This window comes from Lacrimispora sanguinis (genome assembly GCF_044987295.1).
Taxonomy (GTDB): Bacteria; Bacillota; Clostridia; order Lachnospirales; family Lachnospiraceae; genus Lacrimispora; species Lacrimispora celerecrescens_B.
The window spans coordinates 3,556,032-3,573,297 of sequence record NZ_CP173277.1; the positions used below are offsets into that span (position 1 = coordinate 3,556,032).

15 protein-coding genes and 1 riboswitch are annotated in these 17,266 nt (G+C 44.9%); of the genes, 8 read left to right on the plus strand and 7 right to left on the minus strand.

Features of this window, described 5'->3' with window-relative positions:
* Nucleotides 1–7 precede the first annotated feature (7 nt).
* From ACHZES_RS16550 to ACHZES_RS16580, 7 genes are all read right to left on the minus strand, one after another.
* Nucleotides 8–475 carry a VOC family protein gene (locus tag ACHZES_RS16550; protein WP_154526364.1) on the minus strand — a complete coding sequence of 156 codons (468 nt, stop codon included), beginning with the start codon at nt 473–475 and terminating at the stop codon, nt 8–10.
* Nucleotides 476–537: 62 nt separating this feature from the next.
* Nucleotides 538–1,692: a Gfo/Idh/MocA family protein gene (locus ACHZES_RS16555; protein WP_395547085.1), complete on the minus strand. Its 1,155-nt coding sequence runs from the start codon at nt 1,690–1,692 to the stop codon at nt 538–540.
* 79 nt (nt 1,693–1,771) lie between these two features.
* Nucleotides 1,772–2,494 (minus strand): SDR family NAD(P)-dependent oxidoreductase, encoded by a 723-nt coding sequence (locus ACHZES_RS16560; RefSeq protein WP_395547084.1) that lies wholly within the window; start codon nt 2,492–2,494, stop codon nt 1,772–1,774.
* Between the two features lie 14 nt (nt 2,495–2,508).
* Nucleotides 2,509–3,381, minus strand: a complete 873-nt coding sequence (locus ACHZES_RS16565; protein WP_038284059.1) for a carbohydrate ABC transporter permease — start codon at nt 3,379–3,381, stop codon at nt 2,509–2,511.
* A 10-nt stretch (nt 3,382–3,391) separates the two neighbouring features.
* A complete protein-coding gene (locus ACHZES_RS16570; protein ID WP_154526370.1) occupies nt 3,392–4,258 on the minus strand; it encodes a carbohydrate ABC transporter permease in 867 nt (288 codons plus the stop codon).
* 77 nt (nt 4,259–4,335) lie between these two features.
* The gene (locus ACHZES_RS16575) at nt 4,336–5,784 is read right to left on the minus strand and encodes an extracellular solute-binding protein (protein ID WP_154526372.1); all 1,449 of its coding nucleotides are present in this window, start codon (nt 5,782–5,784) and stop codon (nt 4,336–4,338) included.
* Between the two features lie 17 nt (nt 5,785–5,801).
* Complete coding sequence (locus ACHZES_RS16580) at nt 5,802–6,254, minus strand: VOC family protein (protein ID WP_395547083.1); 453 nt, start codon at nt 6,252–6,254, stop codon at nt 5,802–5,804.
* Nucleotides 6,255–6,490: 236 nt separating this feature from the next.
* Here ACHZES_RS16580 and ACHZES_RS16585 point away from each other — a divergent pair, with 236 nt between their 5' ends.
* The 8 genes from ACHZES_RS16585 to ACHZES_RS16620 all read left to right on the plus strand — a co-directional run bounded on the left by ACHZES_RS16585 (nt 6,491) and on the right by ACHZES_RS16620 (nt 17,157).
* Nucleotides 6,491–7,342, plus strand: coding sequence for a helix-turn-helix domain-containing protein (locus tag ACHZES_RS16585; protein WP_051835326.1), 852 nt, complete (start codon nt 6,491–6,493; stop codon nt 7,340–7,342).
* 148 nt (nt 7,343–7,490) lie between these two features.
* Nucleotides 7,491–7,619, plus strand: a riboswitch (SAM riboswitch).
* Between the two features lie 89 nt (nt 7,620–7,708).
* The gene (metK, locus tag ACHZES_RS16590) at nt 7,709–8,896 is read left to right on the plus strand and encodes a methionine adenosyltransferase (RefSeq protein ID WP_038284062.1); all 1,188 of its coding nucleotides are present in this window, start codon (nt 7,709–7,711) and stop codon (nt 8,894–8,896) included.
* A 318-nt stretch (nt 8,897–9,214) separates the two neighbouring features.
* A complete protein-coding gene (locus ACHZES_RS16595) occupies nt 9,215–10,600 on the plus strand; it encodes a PTS mannitol transporter subunit IICB (protein ID WP_038284064.1) in 1,386 nt (461 codons plus the stop codon).
* A gap of 247 nt (nt 10,601–10,847) precedes the next feature.
* Nucleotides 10,848–12,191, plus strand: a complete 1,344-nt coding sequence (locus ACHZES_RS16600) for a protein-N(pi)-phosphohistidine--sugar phosphotransferase (RefSeq protein ID WP_395547082.1) — start codon at nt 10,848–10,850, stop codon at nt 12,189–12,191.
* Nucleotides 12,181–14,286: a BglG family transcription antiterminator gene (locus tag ACHZES_RS16605; RefSeq protein WP_038284066.1), complete on the plus strand. Its 2,106-nt coding sequence runs from the start codon at nt 12,181–12,183 to the stop codon at nt 14,284–14,286. The genes ACHZES_RS16600 and ACHZES_RS16605 overlap by 11 nt, the downstream gene beginning before the upstream one ends.
* A gap of 164 nt (nt 14,287–14,450) precedes the next feature.
* Complete coding sequence (locus ACHZES_RS16610; RefSeq protein WP_038284067.1) at nt 14,451–14,921, plus strand: PTS sugar transporter subunit IIA; 471 nt, start codon at nt 14,451–14,453, stop codon at nt 14,919–14,921.
* Complete coding sequence (gene pfkB / locus ACHZES_RS16615; RefSeq protein WP_395547081.1) at nt 14,918–15,865, plus strand: 1-phosphofructokinase; 948 nt, start codon at nt 14,918–14,920, stop codon at nt 15,863–15,865. Before ACHZES_RS16610 ends, pfkB begins: the two co-directional genes overlap by 4 nt.
* Nucleotides 15,866–15,882: 17 nt before the next feature.
* Entirely contained in the window at nt 15,883–17,157 is a 1,275-nt protein-coding gene (locus ACHZES_RS16620; protein ID WP_395547079.1) for a zinc-binding dehydrogenase, read from the plus strand.
* The last annotated feature ends 109 nt before the right edge of the window (nt 17,158–17,266 follow it).

Genomic DNA, 17,266 nt, shown 5'->3' on the forward strand with positions numbered 1-17,266 from the left:
TTGCAGATTACTTTTTGTAGCTTTCCAGCAATTCTATGATGCACTTTAAGTCATTCTCACCGTTCATATAGTTATATTCGCCCGATCCGTCTCCATATATGCCGTGCTGTTCTAAGCTTAACCCGAAAGCCTTGCACTGGGCAATTGCTTCTTTGGAATCGTTCACCTGGAAAGCTACGTGATGGATGCCTTCGCCTTTTTCATTCAAGTAATTTCTCCATGTGGAGGGTGCCTCGCCAGGCTGAATCAGTTCCAGCTGAAGACCGGGGCCGACATCAAAGAATGCCATGAGGCAGCTTGCATCGGGCGCTGGCTCACCTTTATAGGTTGTTCTGGTTATGGAATACTCACCGACAGGCACGGTCGGAGGTACTTCTACTCCTAAAAACTGTGCCCATTTTACCTTTGTTACTTCAACATCTTTAACGATAAAACCTACTTGTGCGACTAAGTTTGTTCCTACTACTCCACTCATGATTTTCTCCTTTAATTTAAATTATTGTTGTTTGGCGTATTAATGATTATGACGCCTGTATTTTACTGCAGATCTCCGACAGAAAGTCCCGGTTCTAGCGGTCTTGGAATCGTACAGCTGGTAATCATTTTATAGATTCGCTGTTCTTTTGAGGCTGTCATAATTCCTTCTATCACTTCGGTGACATGTCTCGCCAATTCCGCACTTGCTCTGTTAGGCCGGCCATACTCAAGTGCATATGCCAGATCAAGTACGCCAAGTCCGCGAGAGTAGTGATTAACCCTATGGTAAAGCTCAGGCAGTTCGTAGGTCTTTAATTCCCGCTGCCTGTATTCTTCATTCTCTTGAAAAGCCGTATCAAGTACCTGCTCTTTGCGATAAACTGAAGGCACTCCCCCGCCGTAGTTAGGGTCCGGGTAGCTTATGGTACCATCAGTCCCATAGATTTCAAATTTCGGAAGACCGGAGTGCCAGATATCAAAACTCATATTCATGCTTACAATTACGCCTGATTTAAGCTTCAATACTGCACTGTAGTGTGTCGGAACTTTGACATCCACATATTTTCCAAGTTGAGATTTACTGAATATCGGGCGTCTGTCAAATCCTTTGCCGCAGGCGCCCGATATGGAATCAACCGGACCTAGCATTGAAACTATGGCGGAGAGGTAATAACCTGCCATATCATGAAGCGGACCGCCGCCTTCTTCGTAGAATGGTGATGGATAAGGATGCCACATCTCCACTCCATGCGACATCATATTGGCTGTTACATAAAGCGGTTTTCCGATGATACCGTCACGAATGTACTTATTCATACTTTGCAGTCCCGAGGACAAGAACGTATCCGGAGCGCTGCCTATCATAAGTCCCTTATCCTTTGCAAGATTTATCAGTTCATCGGCTTCAGAAAGGCTCAGGGCAAACGGTTTTTCTGTAAATAGATGTTTCCCTGCCGAGAGTATAGACAGATTTACCGGCTGATGAAACTTAGGCGGTGTTAAATTGACTACGATCTCTACTTCGCCGTCGGCTAATAATTCTTCCGGTCTGTATGCTTTTCTTATGCCGAATTTCTCCCCGGTCTCTCTGGCCCGCAAAAGGTCTGTGTCTGCGACCGCATAGATGTCCAGATAATGATAATAATTCTGAATATCGGGAATGTAGGTATTGCTGATCGTACCGCACCCGATTATGCCTATTTTGTAAGTTCTCATAAAATGCTTCCTTTTTGTAAAGTTCGCCGGTTCCAAAAATCAGGACGCCGCAGACTGCTTTCCATCTGATCGGCATGTGTCAGTGCGGCATAGTCTCGCCCTTATAGTTGATAAACGGTATGTCCAGCTTCGGGTCTATCTCTCCCTCAATCACCTTATAGATACCTTCTGCGGACTCCGACGGGGATATCTGAGCATTTTCGGCGCCCATGACCGTCTGCATTCTGCCCGGATGCATCATAAATATTCTTACACCGAGTTCAGGCCGCACATCATGCAGATAATTTCGGATTTTCTGTGTGTACATGTTTGCCGCGTATTTTGAAACCGAATAAGAAAGATAGTTATAACCGCCTGATCCAAGATAACCGGCTTCGGAGGTGATATTTATAATGACCGGATAGGAAGAATGGTATAAGTAAGACATAAAATACTTAAGAACAATAGCCATACCCGTTACATTGACATCTAAGGTTTTTCTGAATTTTGCAACATCAAGATCAACAATCTCGTCAATCTTGTCGTATTTTGAGCCGAACAGTACACCTGCGTTGTTGACGATAAAATCGATACCTTCAAACATGTCCGAGATCCCGGCTGCCGCATTCTTAATAGCTTCTTCTTCCGTTATATCCGCAGCTATGACAGTCAGTTTATCGGGGTATTCGGACTGAAGACCGGTTATCTGTTCGCCCGATGCATTCAGCACGATGGCAATCATTCGATTGCCTTTTAATAGCCCCATCTTTGTAAGTTCAAAACCAAGTCCTGTATCTGCTCCTGTTATAAGTCCTGTTGCCATATCACACCACCCTTTCAGTTTTCTGCCTCGCCGAATTTGAACACTTTGAATAGTACAAGAATAATCGCAAGGGATATTACTAGCAGCACCCAACCCATTGCGCAGGCGTATCCCATCTTAAAGAAGCGGAAAGCGTTCTGATACAAATACAGCGAGTAAAACAATGTCGCATTGCCTGGCCCGCCCTCCGTGATGATGAGCGGTTCGGCGAACCATTGAAATACACCGATGATCAGTGTTACCATATTGTACAGGATCGTCGAGCGCAGAAGCGGTATGGTGATAGACATCGTCTGTCTGATAAAACCCGCTCCGTCAATCTCGGCAGCTTCATAAAGATTCGGATCGATATCCTGCAACCCCGCTAGATATATGATGACGGCGTTGCCTATGGTCCATATCATATAGAATATAAATGCAGGTTTTGCGTATGTGATGCTCGACAGCCATGCCGGCCCGGATATGCCGAAATACCCAAGTACCGTATTGACAATACCACCCGACTGAAACATCCATATCCACAAAAAACAAGCCACAATGGTCGGGACAAGGGTCGGTATAAAGAATACCACTTTGAAAATCCCTGCGTGATGCAGATGTTTGTTATTTAAAAGAATTGACACCGCCACTGCAGTAACTGTGGTAACCGGTACACCGAATATCAGCATATATACCGTATTGCCAAGTGCCGCAAGGTAACTCTTATCTCCGAATAAATTAATATAATTTCTCAGACCAATAAATACCGGCGCTTTTATTACCTTATATTCACAAAATGAATAATAAAGCGAACTTAAAATCGGATAAAGTGTAAATACTAAAAAGCCGATAATCCATGGTGATATGAAAAGCAATGCATTGCGAATGTCTTTTTTTCTATAATCCATGCGCTCCTCCTTACCCTTTTATTCCTGACATGGTTACGCCTTGAATGAAATACTTCTGCAGTACAAAAAACAGTATAAGAACAGGCATAACCATCATTGAACCAAGTGCCAAAAGCACCGTCCACTGCGGATCAAGATTTGATTTTAACATGGACGCCGCAAGAGATAGCGTGTAAAGCTTCTGATCCGAAAGAAATATAAGGGGACCAATATAATCATTCCAGCTTTTCATAAAGGCAAAGATGGCAACTGTGGCGAGCACGGGTTTTGCAAGTGGGAGAGTAAGCTGCCAGAATATCCTGAATTCACCTGCACCATCTATCTTGGCGGATTCAGAAAGTTCGGCCGGCAGCCCGATTAAAAATTGCCGGATCAGGAATATGTAGAACGGGTATCCGAAAAAACAGGTAAACGTAAGCGGTAAGAAGGTACCGATCCAGCCCCATTTATTAAACATCAGATACAGGGGAACCATGGTGATTTGAAAAGGCAGGATCATGGTAACGATAACCAGTATAAACACCTTGTCCCGTCCCGGCCATTTGATACGGGAAAATCCATAAGCCACCAGGCTGTTTGAAACAAGAGAACCGATCATGTTAAAAAACACAATGATCAGAGTATTCTTCAAATACAAGAAAAACGGAATTTTCTCAAAAACTGCCTTAAAATTGGTGAAATTAAAACTGTCCGGCATCCACTTAAACGGTACCCTTGCCAATTCCTTAGTCATCTTAAAGGAACCTAAGAACATAAAAGCGATCGGAGCGACAAACGCAACTGAGATAAGGGTCAGTATCGCGTACATGACAACCTTTCTTGCTATTACACTGGGAGAGTATTCAATGCTGTCGTATTTTATTTTTCTTTTTTTCATCTTCGCACTCCTAACCAGTTCATCCATCTACGGCAGGGGCAGTTGTTCACCGCCCGCCGTTTTCGTCTAAGCATCTGCTAATTTGCACTGTCAAGTGCGGATTGCATCCTGTCCTGCAGCGCCTGCAAGGTAGACGTGATATCAGCACCGTTAAATATAATCTCCTGACGTGCTTTCTGGAACTGGTCCGCAAGTTCTGTTGAAACCGAACACATAGCAGGAACACCATTTTCCGGATTATTAGCTATCTCACGTTCCAGGGCATACATGGCATCGCCGTTCTTTGTAAGGCTTACGCCATCAAAAGCAGAATCTGAGCAGGGAATGGATCTCCACTGTGCGAAGTTATCTTCCTGAATCGCTGGGCTTATGCAGAATTTAATAAAGAATGCTGCAAGCTCTGCGTTACTGGAACCTTCGACGATAGCAAATGGGTTAGCGCCCAAAGTTGTGGCTTTTGCACGGCCGTAATCAGGCGAAGGAACTGCTGTTACGCCCCATTCGATTGCGTCACCGACAGTTAATTTGATCGCATTGGCCATCCAGTTACCGCAGAAGTACATGGCTACTTTTTCGGTATAGAAAGGACAGGAAGGATCGAATACGCCTCCTGCCGAGGTACCCCATTCCTGAATCGTGGGTGAATATTTTTCAGAATATCCTTTTATCCATTCAAAATACTTAATCATCTTATCTTCCGTAAGATTAAGCTTATTGGCTGCCGGATCATATACGTTGGTGCCGAATACAAAGGGAATGTGGAACGCGTCGCCGCTGGTGTCACCGCCGTCTCCAATCCACGGGATAAGGCCAAGCTGTTTAAAGCCGCCGTTTCCATCTGGTATTGAGAGAGCCTCCGCCCAGCTGTTAAGTTCTTCAATCGTCGTAGGCGGTGCTTCCGGGTCAAGACCCGCTTCCCTTACCAGTTTCTTGTTGTAATATAGGAGATGCACGTTTGCATCCTGTGGGATCAGATATGTCTTGCCGTCTACCTTAATGAGGTCATCAAGGCCGTCAAAGAAGCTGCCGGGGTCGATGCCTACCTTCGGAAGCAGGTCATCAACAGCCATAAAAGCGCCTTCAACCGCAAAGGAGTATACATCAATAGGTGCGTCCGAAATGATTAAGTCGGGAGCGTTAGTTCCCGAAGCAACCGCTGACATAAGAGCACCGTTTTTGATACCTGCGCCTTCGATTTGCTGACGGGTTACATGGATCCCCTTATCCGCATACATTTTGTTGAAGAGGTCGACCCTGCTCTGATCCCATTCACCCGATCCGCCTGTAAATGCCGACCAGTAGATGAGTTCACCGCTCAGATCCGTTTCTTCTTTTTCGACTCCTGCAAAAACTCCTGCCGCAGAGTTCTCACTGGCCGTGGTTTCCGCCGCTGTTTCTGTCTTTGTGGTTTCGGCTGCCGCTTCCGTTACCGTTGTGCCGGACTTTGCCGAACCCGAACTGCATGCCGCCAGGTTTGTGACTGTCATTCCCGCAAGTACTAATGCTGCAATCCTACGTAACTTCATAATTCTTCCTCCCTTATTTATAAGTTTTTGTCTTCCTTGACCTGGATATATGTACCAAACGTTTCCTTACTGTCAAATACGGTGTAGTTGCCGCCCGTATACTCGCCGTAGTGGCGAACCGGCATTCCGTTTTCTTCAAAATACCGGACAACCGGTTCTCTGTCTCTGGCCATAAATGCGATGTGATGTATGCCGTCTCCATTCCTGTCTAAGAAATCCTGCCATGAACTCGGCTCGCCGTCAGGTTCCGTAAGTTCCAGAACAACCTGTCCCAAATCAAATACTGCGAGTTTCGCTCTCGTATTCGTAGGCATTCCCCTAAATTTTGTGTGCGCCTCACTCTCGGGCGGAACCTCAAATATGTTGGGAACGTCTACTCCGAAGAGTTCGGCATATGCCTTTGCAATCTTTTCAATGTTCCTTACCACCAACGCCACCTGGCAGATAGTCTTCCCGTCCACAATCCCCATGAACAATCTCCTCCTTTTGTCTGTAAACATTTTATGTACAATACACCCTACAGTGTGTTACTATAGCGTTAGTAGCATTTACAATGCGTAAATATCGTACTTTTACCCTGTTCTTTTAGTAATTATGTAATAATTTTCGCAAATGAACCACTGAAATATTGCGTAATATGCTGTCATTTATTGCTATAGTTAAAATGAAGTGGTAAATATTTGACATGGTTGCAGAGGAGGATACTATGCTGATTAGTGAATATTATGAGAACTTAAGTTTCAGTCACGGACTCATGATGAATATTTCTTATGTGAATATTCCGACGGATTTTCCACTGCATTGGCATACGTTTGCTGAAATTATGATTTGTTTTGAAGGGAGCTTTGAACTGGGGCTGGGACATGATATTTACCAGATGGAAAAGCTTGATGTGGCTATTTGCTACCCCGGCGTCCTTCACTCCATCAAATCTAAGGGCTGCAAAAAAGACTTCCTGATCCTTCAGTTTCCATTTGAACTTATCACGAATATGAATGAATTCAACCGTATGACCTATCTGTTCACAGGAATGAAGATCATACGTGCTCACGAATCGAAAGAGTTAGCAATTAAGATGAAGGATATTCTTATTCATATGAAAGATGTATATTATTCTGACCTGCCTTTTAAAGAAGTGATTTTATATACTGATTTACTGTCATTATTTACACAGTTGGGAAACTGGTGTCTTAGGGAGATGAAGGATGCGACTTTAGATTCCGGCAGCACAAAATCTATTGACCTAATTGCGGAAGCATGTCTATTTATCGCCAGGAATTGTACCGAACCTATTGAGCTGGAGACAGTGGCAAAGCATGTAGGCTTCTCCAAGTATCATTTTGCACACACATTCAAGAAGTATGTGAATATGACGTTTTTGGAATTTCTCACGACCGAAAGGATAAAAAAGGCAGAGACTCTTCTTGCCGATCCGCACATATCAATAACCGAGATCGCTCTGCGTACAGGCTACACGAACTTCTCCACCTTCAACCGGACCTTCAAGAGGAATAAGGGCTGTACCCCAAGCGAATTCAGAAATAAGGTTGCCAGATAGTCTAAAAAAATATGCGGATCCCATGAATGAAAACAGGTTTGCCCAGGCAAAGGGCGAGAATTCCCTTGACAGCCGTTTTTAAATACGTTAAAATGTACATGCAATAAAACAGCTTACAATTGAATAACAAATGAAAAGTACGTAATATCCCTTATTCAGAGTGATGGAGATACAAAGGATCTGTGAAGTCACGGCAACCCCGACCGAAAATGATGGCCTTGGCCAGAAATGAGCGGCTGGAAGGTGCCAACCTGAGCGAGAAATCGAGCAATAAGAGGATTTGATATATTGTTGAATCAAGTCCGCGTTGCTGCGGACTTTTCTTTTTGTTATTCCCCCATGTGATATCAAGGAGGAAATGACAACATGGAAAAATTATTATTTACATCCGAGTCCGTTACAGAAGGACATCCGGATAAAATGTGTGACCAGATTTCTGATGCGATCTTAGATGAGATGTTAAAGCAGGATCCAATGAGCCGTGTGGCTTGTGAAACCTGCTGTACCACAGGTCTTGTTATGGTTATGGGTGAAATAACGACCCATGCCTATGTAGACATTCAGAAAGTCGTAAGAGAGACCGTAAGAGAAATCGGCTATGACCGTGCAAAATACGGATTTGACTGCGATACCTGCGGCGTGATCGTGGCTTTGGATGAGCAGTCCGCTGACATTGCCTTAGGTGTTGACCGGGCTTTGGAAGCAAAGGAACACAAGATGTCTGACGAAGAGATCGATGCCATCGGAGCAGGAGATCAGGGAATGATGTTCGGCTTTGCAAGCAATGAAACCGAGGAGTATATGCCATACCCTATCGCACTTGCTCACAAGCTGGCCCTTCGGCTTACAAAGGTACGTAAGGATGGTACCCTTACTTATCTCCGTCCTGATGGGAAGACCCAGGTAACCGTGGAATATGATGAGAATGGCACTCCCCTACGTCTGGATGCAGTGGTTTTGTCCACTCAGCATGATGAGAACGTGAGCCAGGAGCAGATTCACGCAGATATTAAAAAATATGTATTTGATGAAGTTCTGCCTGCTGAGCTGGTAGATGAGAAGACCAATTTCTTTATTAATCCTACCGGACGCTTTGTAATCGGCGGACCTCACGGAGACAGCGGTTTAACCGGCCGTAAAATCATCGTAGATACCTACGGCGGCTATGCACGCCACGGCGGCGGTGCATTCTCCGGTAAGGACTGCACCAAGGTAGACCGTTCCGCTGCTTATGCGGCACGTTATGTTGCAAAGAACATCGTAGCAGCAGGGCTGGCTGACAAGTGTGAGATCCAGCTTTCCTATGCCATCGGTGTGGCACATCCAACTTCCATTATGGTGGATACCTTTGGAACCGGAAAATTAAGCAATGAAAAGCTTGTGGAGATCATCAGGGATAACTTTGACCTGCGTCCTGCAGGTATTATCAAGATGCTGGACTTACGCCGTCCGATTTACAAACAGACCGCAGCTTACGGACATTTTGGTAGAAATGACTTAGATCTGCCATGGGAAAAGCTTGACAAGGTTTCTCTTTTAAAAGAATATTTATAATTTAGCATAAGAAAGATGCCGCTCAGCAGTTTGTTCCAAGCTGCTGAGCGGCATCTTTTTCTATTTGGATCATATCGTCAGATTGATTCCCAAGGCAATATTTCCGTTGGTTCCAAGTGGATCAGAGGAAGCATTGGGACAGGGGGCTCAGGCTTTTTAAGCTTTGGCACTAAAACTAGCGCCAAATCCTTGTTTCTTCCTGTTGAAATCTTAAGTTGACATTGATTATAATAAGGCTAACGAAAGGAATTGATTGGCCAATCATACCTTACACGGATCATGAAGTAAATACTATATAATTAAGTGAGGGTATGTTATATGAAAGAGAAGGTACAAGTATTTGGCCGCTTTTTAAGCGGTATGGTAATGCCGAATATCGGTGCATTTATTGCATGGGGACTGATTACGGCATTGTTTATTCCCACCGGCTGGTATCCCAATGAAACACTTGGTGCCCTGGTATCCCCAATGGTTTCCATGCTGTTGCCGCTTCTCATCGCTTATACGGGCGGCACGGCAGTCTACGGACAGCGGGGTGGTGTTATCGGTGCAATCACAGCCATGGGCGTGATTGTTGGCTCCAGTATTCCTATGTTTATGGGAGCAATGATCGTAGGACCTCTCAGCGCCTGGGTGATTAAGAAGTTTGACCGCAAGATCGAGAGCAAGATCCCTGCCGGGTTTGAGATGCTGATAAACAACTTTTCTCTGGGCATCATCGGTGCGATCCTGGCGGTAATCGCCTTAAAAGGAATTGCTCCTTTTGTTGAGGTGATGAACCGGGTGATGGAAGCCGGAGTTGGATTCTTTGTGGATCACAGACTTCTTCCGCTTGCAAGTGTTTTTATCGAACCTGCTAAGATCCTGTTCCTTAATAATGCCATCAACCATGGAATCCTTTCTCCTATGGGAATCCAGCAAGTTGAGGAAATCGGAAAGTCAATATTCTTTCTTCTTGAAGCGAATCCGGGGCCGGGACTTGGTGTTTTACTGGCTTACTGCCTTGCAGGAAAAGGATCAGCCAAGAGCTCTGCACCTGGCGCAATTATCATTCACTTTTTAGGCGGAATCCACGAGATTTATTTCCCATACATACTGATGAATCCTCTTTTACTTCTGGCGGTTGTATCAGGTGGGGCCAGCGGAATCTTCGTATTCCAGCTCCTTGGTGTTGGACTTACCTCACCCGCATCTCCTGGAAGTATCCTTGCTGTTCTTGCAATGACACCAAGAGGCGGATACTTTGGAGTTTTAGCCGGAGTTACGGTTGCAGCAGTCGTTTCCTTCTTAGTTGCCCTTCCCTTACTGCGGTTTACAGGAAAAAGCGGGGATTTAGAAGAGTCAGCGGAAAAAGTGAAACAAATGAAGCAGGAGTCTAAGGGAAATCAGACCACAGAAAAGAAAATTATGCCAGCAGGACTCGTCAAAAAGATCGTGTTTGCCTGCGATGCAGGTATGGGCTCCAGCGCTATGGGCGCTACCATATTGAAGAAAAAGCTGGCGGCAGCAGGATTTGGAGATATTGAAGTGGTTCATTCACCCGTATCCTCCATTCCACAGGATGCCCAGATTGTGGTGACTCATAAAGAACTGAAGGAGCGCGCAGCCCGCAGCAATCCTGAGGCGGAACTGGTTTTAATCACTAATTTTATGGCGGCACCGGAATATGATGAACTGGTGGAAACGTTAAAAAATAAACAATAAAATGAAATAGATAGCCTTTCTAGTATCCGATTGTGAATCATGGTATAATGTACACGAAAGCAATGAGCAGTGCGAAATAATACAGAGATAAAATTTCGTTGTGCCTGCACATAAGAAATTTTATCCCTGTATTATTTCATAGGGCGAATGCCCGTGAGCTGGTAAAACCGCAGGTTTTACCAGCTCCACTGCGGACCCACGGTACAATATAATTTACGTATAACGGATTCAAAAGGGGATTATATAAATGAAATATGCGGGGAGAATACTAAAGCAATACAGCAGGGTAATTGCCGAGTGCATACCTTTATTCGTGACAGCGGGGCTTCTGTCAGTCTTATCGGCAGTGATATTCCAGAATAGATACCTGCCTGAAATGTCCAATATTTTGTCTTTTCTGGTGATTCCGGTATTTATGGGATACAAAGCAGGCACGATGTGCGGCGGGGATGTCGGCGGTTTAGCCGGCACTCTTGCCGCTTCTGCTGTTGTCATGGCAGAACCTGCTTCTGCCATGATTTTATCTGCCATAGCAGGCAGCATTGCCGGTTTATTATCCAGGAAGGGGCTGGACCGGATCAAACACCGGATTCCTGCCGGGTTTGAGATGCTCTTTAGTAACCTTTATATATCGGGGCTAGGTTTATTAGCCGGAGCGCTTACCCATTACATGCTGGTACCGATAGCGGCATGGCTTCTTACTTTTTTAGGAAATGGCCTATCATTTATGATTGCAAGGGGAATCATTCCTTTCATCAGCTTCGTGGTAGAGCCTTTAAAAATAATTTTCTTTAATAACTGGATCAATCATGGCTTTTTCCTTCCCTTGGGATTGGAGCAGATGAAAACACAAGGAAGCTCCATCTTATTTCTCTTAGAGACCAATCCAGGTCCAGGATTTGGAATTCTCCTTGCCTATGCCCTGGTTTACCGGAATATGAGAAAGCAAATGCTCTCCAGCCTTATTATTCAGTCCCTGGGTGGCATCCATGAGGTTTATTTTCCCTATGTGCTGTCAGATATTCGATTATTGGGAGCTGCCATAACAGGCAGTATTGCGGGAAATTACTGCTTCATGGTCACCGGAAGCGGTCTTCTGGGCCCGGCTTCTCCCGGAAGTATCATTACAATCATGATTATGGCAGACAAAAAACATTGGCTGGGAATTCTTACGGGAATCTTTGTCTCTGCCGGAGTGACTTGTCTTCTCTCCTGCCTGATTATGTCCGGAAAGAAACAAAAAACTGTTGTTGATGAAGAAATACTACAGAAAGATGAAGGGATGTCAATGAAGAAAATGGAACATGCCAAAATCTATTTTGTTTGCGATGTTGGTTTGGGTTCCAGTGCCATGGCCAGCGCGCTGTTTAAGAAAAGACTGAAACTGGAAGGCTTAACAGATGTCCAGGTGTTTCACGTATCGGCTGACCGCATTCCGCCTGACGCGGATGCGATTGTTTGTCAAAAGGATTTTGCCCGTTCCCTGTCAGGAATTGATAAACCATGCTTTACAGTCAATAATCTTACGGATATGTCTGGCTATAAGGAACTCCTGAACTGGTTAATGGGAGGTGGAGAAAATGGCAAGTAATGATCTTACACCCAGAATGCAGCAGATCGTTCTGGCTCTTCTTAACGAGGACGGACCTATTCCTGTTAAGCAGCTTGCGGATCAGATCCATATCAGCAAAAGAACGGTACAAAGAGAGCTGGAGTATATTCCCAGAGTGCTAAAGAAATACGGACTCACCTTTTGCTCAAAAACGGGAACCGGTATCTGGCTGGAGGGAGATCAGGATCAGATCGAAGCCATTAAAGCTGAACTTGAAGAGGATGATGCTCTTGATGTTTCTGATCGGATTGAACGTCAGAAGCGCCTTACTCTTGAGATTCTCAAGGACAAGACCTTAAAAAAACTATATTACTACAGTGACTTATTTGGAGTCAGTGAAGCCACCGTCAGTTCAGATTTAGAGGTAGTAAAAGAGTGGTTTCACAAATGTCATCTGGAGATAAAGAGAAAACCCGGATATGGTGTGTTTATTGAGGGCAGCGAACGGAATTTCCGCCGTGCCCTGCGCGTGTTTATTGATGAAAACATCCATACGGAAATCATACAGGAGATGTATGAGGACAGGAACCAGTCTGTGTTAAACGTGATACAGAATAAAAGTGAGCGGAATATTTACCGGATCTTAGATGACGATATTGTAAAAAGGGTGACGGCCTGCATCTTAAGAATCCGGGATAAACGCATTCTCAATTTAACCCAGGATTCTTACCTTGGGCTGGTGATCCATGTGGCTATTGCTGTGAACCGGATCCGAAGGCAGGAGATCATTGAGGAAAATTCTCTCATGACAGATGGTTTGCGGAATGATCAGGATTACGACCTGGCAAAGAGAATCACCAAATCCCTGGAAGATGAATTTCAGATTCAGATTCCGGAAATTGAGTGTGCCTATATTTGTCTGCATATTAAAGGCTCCAAAATCCAGCAGCTGAATATTGACGAGAAATCAAGAAGTGAAATAGAGGAATCCAGGGAACTGTGGGATGTGGTCAATGAGATGATCGACTGTTATGACGACAGCATTGCCTATCTTCTAAAGCAGGATGAGGAATTTGTGATTCAGGGATTGATTGCCCATTTAAAGCCGACTCTGGTTCGCTTAACCAATGGCATGAAGATCCAGAATCCTTTGCTGGAACAAATTAAGCAGGATTATCCGGTGATATTTGAACGGTGCAGATCGGTTGCAAAGGTGATCGAAGGCCGGTATGGGTATGAAGTGCCGGAATCAGAGATTGGCTTTCTTGCCATTCATTTCGGCGCGGCAGAGGTTCGGATGGAAAGCAGGAAGGAAAGCCGGAGAAAGGTAAATATTGGGATCGTCTGCGCCAGCGGGATCGGTATCTCACGGCTCATGTCTTCCAAGGTAGCCAGGGATTTTGCAGACAGGGTGGAGCTGTCGGTCTATGGAATGACGGATCTGTCTCCTTACGTGCTAAGCAAGACGGATTTCTTTGTATCCACCATACCAATTAAGGAGGAGGCTGATATCCTGTATGTAAGCCCCCTGCTTCCTGCTGAGGATATGGAACAGATCGCCGGAAAGGTACGCCGGTGTGAGTTTATGCCTAAAAAGCAGGATAACCAGGAGTTTACCATTCAATTAGATCAGGTGAATTTTATTGCCGTTCAGATTAAAAATGTCATTCGGCTTATGGAATATCAACGTGTAAATAATGGGATCACCTTTGAAGAACTGCTGATTGCTGTCAGTGAGAAGCTGGCTGCCTATCCGGAACGGCAGAGCATCATTCAGGAGGATTTAATGAGGAGAGAACGGCTTTGCAGCCAGATATTTCCTGATTTAAGCTTTGCCCTGCTTCATGCCAGAACAGAAGGAGTGGTAAAGCCGGTGTTTTCGGTGTGCCAGACAAAGGATGGTGAGCCGTTTAGTGACCCTTATTTTAGGGGAGTATGCGTTGTATTAATCATGCTGGTACCAAAGGATGATCATGAAGTAGAAAACAGTGATATCCTGGGTGTGTTAAGTGAGCGGCTGATCGAGGAGGAAGAGTTTCTGGATACGGTAAGACATGGGGGAAAAGAGGAGATAAGAGCTTTGGTTTCCCAGTATTTAAACCAATATTTCAAACATTATCTGGATAAGATATAATATAAAAGCAAGGTGAAAGCCGGGCCCGAAAGGGCCCGGCTTTTTCTGTTGGTTTCAGATTTGGCGTTATCTGATGGCGCCAAATGCCATTTTGTTTTCATTGAAAAGGAGGAGATAACACCCCTATAATTTAGTTAGAAAGTTAACACAGGAGGGCAAGAAACGTGTTTGGCTACGGGAAAAAGAATGTAGAAAAAAGTGCAGAGCTTCTGGAGCTTGGGAATATTCGTTTGAATTGTAAACCCGGGGAAAAGGAGGCGGTAATAAGGGAGGTAGGGCAGCTGCTTTATCAGTGCGGCTGTGTTGAAGAATCCTACATAGAGGCTATGCTTCAGCGTGAGCTGACGTTTTCCACGAATATCGGCAATGGAATTGCACTTCCCCATGGCGTAGAGGCAGCTAAAAAATCGGTTAAGCGCTCCGGCATTGCAGTTATGGTTTTCCCTGAGGGAACAGACTGGGGAGGAGAAAAGGTAAAACTGGTCATAGGGATTGCAGGGGCAGGAGAGGAACATTTGGAAATACTCTCAATCATCGCAGAGTGTCTGGCTGACCCGGCTGATGTAGAACGGATTACCGGATGCAGTGCAGAAGAAATCCTTACCATGTTTACAGGAAAGAGGTGTCCGCAATGATCGTTACAGTAACAATGAATCCGGCCATTGATAAAACCGTAGATATTGACCGGTTTGAACGGGGAGATTTAAACAGAATAAAACGTGTGGAGTTAGATGCCGGAGGAAAAGGCATCAATGTCTCTAAGACCATCAGGGAATTAGGTGGAGAAAGCATTGCCATGGGATTTGTGGGAGGAACCAGCGGAACCATCATAAAACATGTGCTGGCTGACCAGAGCATTCAGACAGATTTCGTAGAAGTAAAAGGGGAGACGAGAACGAATCTGAAGGTAGTAGAGAAAAATGGAGAGGTGACAGAGCTTAATGAACCTGGACCTGAGGTGTCTAAAGAGCAGCTGGAAGATCTTCTTGATAGGCTGAATGGCTATGCAAATCCGTATACCTTGTTTGTACTGGCGGGAAGCATACCGGCTGGCATACCAACGGATATATACCGGAGGATCACGGAAGAAGTCCACCGGAAAGGGGCAAAGGTCTTGTTAGATGCAGACGGTCCGCTGTTTGCCGAATCCTTAAAAGCAGCACCGGATATGTTAAAGCCTAACCGTTCAGAGCTGGAACGTTATTACCAGATGGATTACCGTGCATCGGAACAGGAGCTGGTTTCCATGGGAGAAAAGCTGCTGGATCATGGAACCGATATGGTTGCGATATCCCTTGGCCAGATGGGAGCATTATTTTTAACAGGGGATAAACGGTACCGGTGCCCCGGGCTTCGTGTGAAGGCACATTCAACGGTAGGTGCCGGAGATGCCCTGGTGGGAGCCATGGCTTACGCCTGGAATGAGAAGCTTCCCCTTGAAACATGCATCAGATTATGCATGGGAGCCTCGGCAGGTGCTGTTACCAGCATTGGAACCAAACCGCCTCATCGCAGTCTGGTAGATGAACTCATGCAGCAGGTGGAATTGTTGGAAATCCAGAAATATATTGATAAATAAGCTTGGAGGATAGAAATATGAAAACAAAAGCGGTAAGAATGTATGGCACAGATGATTTAAGGTTAGAAGAGTTTGAATTGCCTCAAATTGCTGAAAATGAGATTCTTGTAAAAATCATGAGTGACAGCATCTGCATGTCTACTTACAAACTGGTAAAACAGGGGAAAAAACATAAAAGGGCTCCCCAGAATATAGATACCAATCCGGTGATTGTTGGTCATGAATGCTCAGGACTGATTGTAGAAGTGGGAAAAAAGTGGCAGGAACAGTTTCGCCCGGGACAAAAGTTTTCTCTGCAGCCTGCTTTAAATTACATGGGAAAACTGGATTCGCCGGGATATTCTTATGAATTCTGCGGAGGCGCCTGTACATACTGCATCATGCCAAACGAGGTCATGGAATTGGGGTGCTTGCTGGATTACACGGGAGATAGTTTTTTTGAGGCATCCCTTGGAGAACCAATGAGCTGTATCATAGGCGGATTTCATGCCAACTATCATACCAACAAACGGAATTATGATCATGCCATGGGGACAAAAGTGGATGGAAGTATCCTGATCATGGGAGGCTGCGGACCTATGGGCCTAGGAGCGGTAAGCTATGGCCTTCAGTTTGAGAATAAGCCGAAGAGGATAGTCGTTACGGATATCAGCGATGAGCGGATTGCCCGGGCCAGGGAAGTGATTTCAGAAGAATCCGCAAGGGAGAGAGGAATTGAACTTCTTTATGTAAATACCGATAAGATGGCAGATCCTGTATCTGATTTAATGGCTATTACAGGCGGCCAGGGCTATGATGACGTGTTTGTATATGTTCCTGTGAAAGAGGTTGCAGAGATGGGAGATAAGCTTCTGGCCTTTGACGGTTGTATGAACTTCTTTGCCGGTCCATCAGACAGCCAGTTTAAAGCAGAAATCAATCTTTATAACTGCCACTATACAGGTACTCACATTATGGGAACCACCGGCGGCAATACAGATGATTTGATTGAGGCCAATAAGCTCTCGGCAGAAGGTGCCATAGAAGCGGCTGTTATGGTAACCCATGTAGGAGGAATTGACAGCATTGTAGAAGCAACCAAGAATCTGCCGTCCATTCCTGGAGGAAAGAAGCTTGCCTACACACAATTTGATATGCCTTTGACGGCTATTGAAGACTTTGAGAAGCTGGGCAGCAACGATCCGCTGTTTAAAAAATTAAACGACTCTTGTAAAGCGCACAAGGGATTATGGAATGGGGAGGCAGAAAAGATTCTGTTTGATCATTTTGGAATTGATCCAAAGGAATTGTAAAAATAAAATAAAGAATAAAAATCACGTATGCTGTATTCTTCCACTTATTGGAGGGATGCAGCATTTTTAATATGCTGTGAGGAAATGGAAAGATTAGAGTTTTCCTTCT

Excerpts from the sequence above, each read along its gene's own strand:
- ACHZES_RS16550 (WP_154526364.1), bottom strand. The coding sequence starts at position 475 with ATGAGTGGAGTAGTAGGAACAAACTTAGTCGCACAAGTAGGTTTTATC.
- ACHZES_RS16555 (WP_395547085.1), bottom strand. The coding sequence starts at position 1,692 with ATGAGAACTTACAAAATAGGCATAATCGGGTGCGGTACGATCAGCAAT.
- ACHZES_RS16560 (WP_395547084.1), bottom strand. The coding sequence starts at position 2,494 with ATGGCAACAGGACTTATAACAGGAGCAGATACAGGACTTGGTTTTGAA.
- ACHZES_RS16565 (WP_038284059.1), bottom strand. The coding sequence starts at position 3,381 with ATGGATTATAGAAAAAAAGACATTCGCAATGCATTGCTTTTCATATCA.
- ACHZES_RS16570 (WP_154526370.1), bottom strand. The coding sequence starts at position 4,258 with ATGAAAAAAAGAAAAATAAAATACGACAGCATTGAATACTCTCCCAGT.
- ACHZES_RS16575 (WP_154526372.1), bottom strand. The coding sequence starts at position 5,784 with ATGAAGTTACGTAGGATTGCAGCATTAGTACTTGCGGGAATGACAGTC.
- ACHZES_RS16580 (WP_395547083.1), bottom strand. The coding sequence starts at position 6,254 with ATGGGGATTGTGGACGGGAAGACTATCTGCCAGGTGGCGTTGGTGGTA.
- ACHZES_RS16585 (WP_051835326.1), top strand. The coding sequence starts at position 6,491 with ATGCTGATTAGTGAATATTATGAGAACTTAAGTTTCAGTCACGGACTC.
- metK (WP_038284062.1), top strand. The coding sequence starts at position 7,709 with ATGGAAAAATTATTATTTACATCCGAGTCCGTTACAGAAGGACATCCG.
- ACHZES_RS16595 (WP_038284064.1), top strand. The coding sequence starts at position 9,215 with ATGAAAGAGAAGGTACAAGTATTTGGCCGCTTTTTAAGCGGTATGGTA.
- ACHZES_RS16600 (WP_395547082.1), top strand. The coding sequence starts at position 10,848 with ATGAAATATGCGGGGAGAATACTAAAGCAATACAGCAGGGTAATTGCC.
- ACHZES_RS16605 (WP_038284066.1), top strand. The coding sequence starts at position 12,181 with ATGGCAAGTAATGATCTTACACCCAGAATGCAGCAGATCGTTCTGGCT.
- pfkB (WP_395547081.1), top strand. The coding sequence starts at position 14,918 with ATGATCGTTACAGTAACAATGAATCCGGCCATTGATAAAACCGTAGAT.
- ACHZES_RS16620 (WP_395547079.1), top strand. The coding sequence starts at position 15,883 with ATGAAAACAAAAGCGGTAAGAATGTATGGCACAGATGATTTAAGGTTA.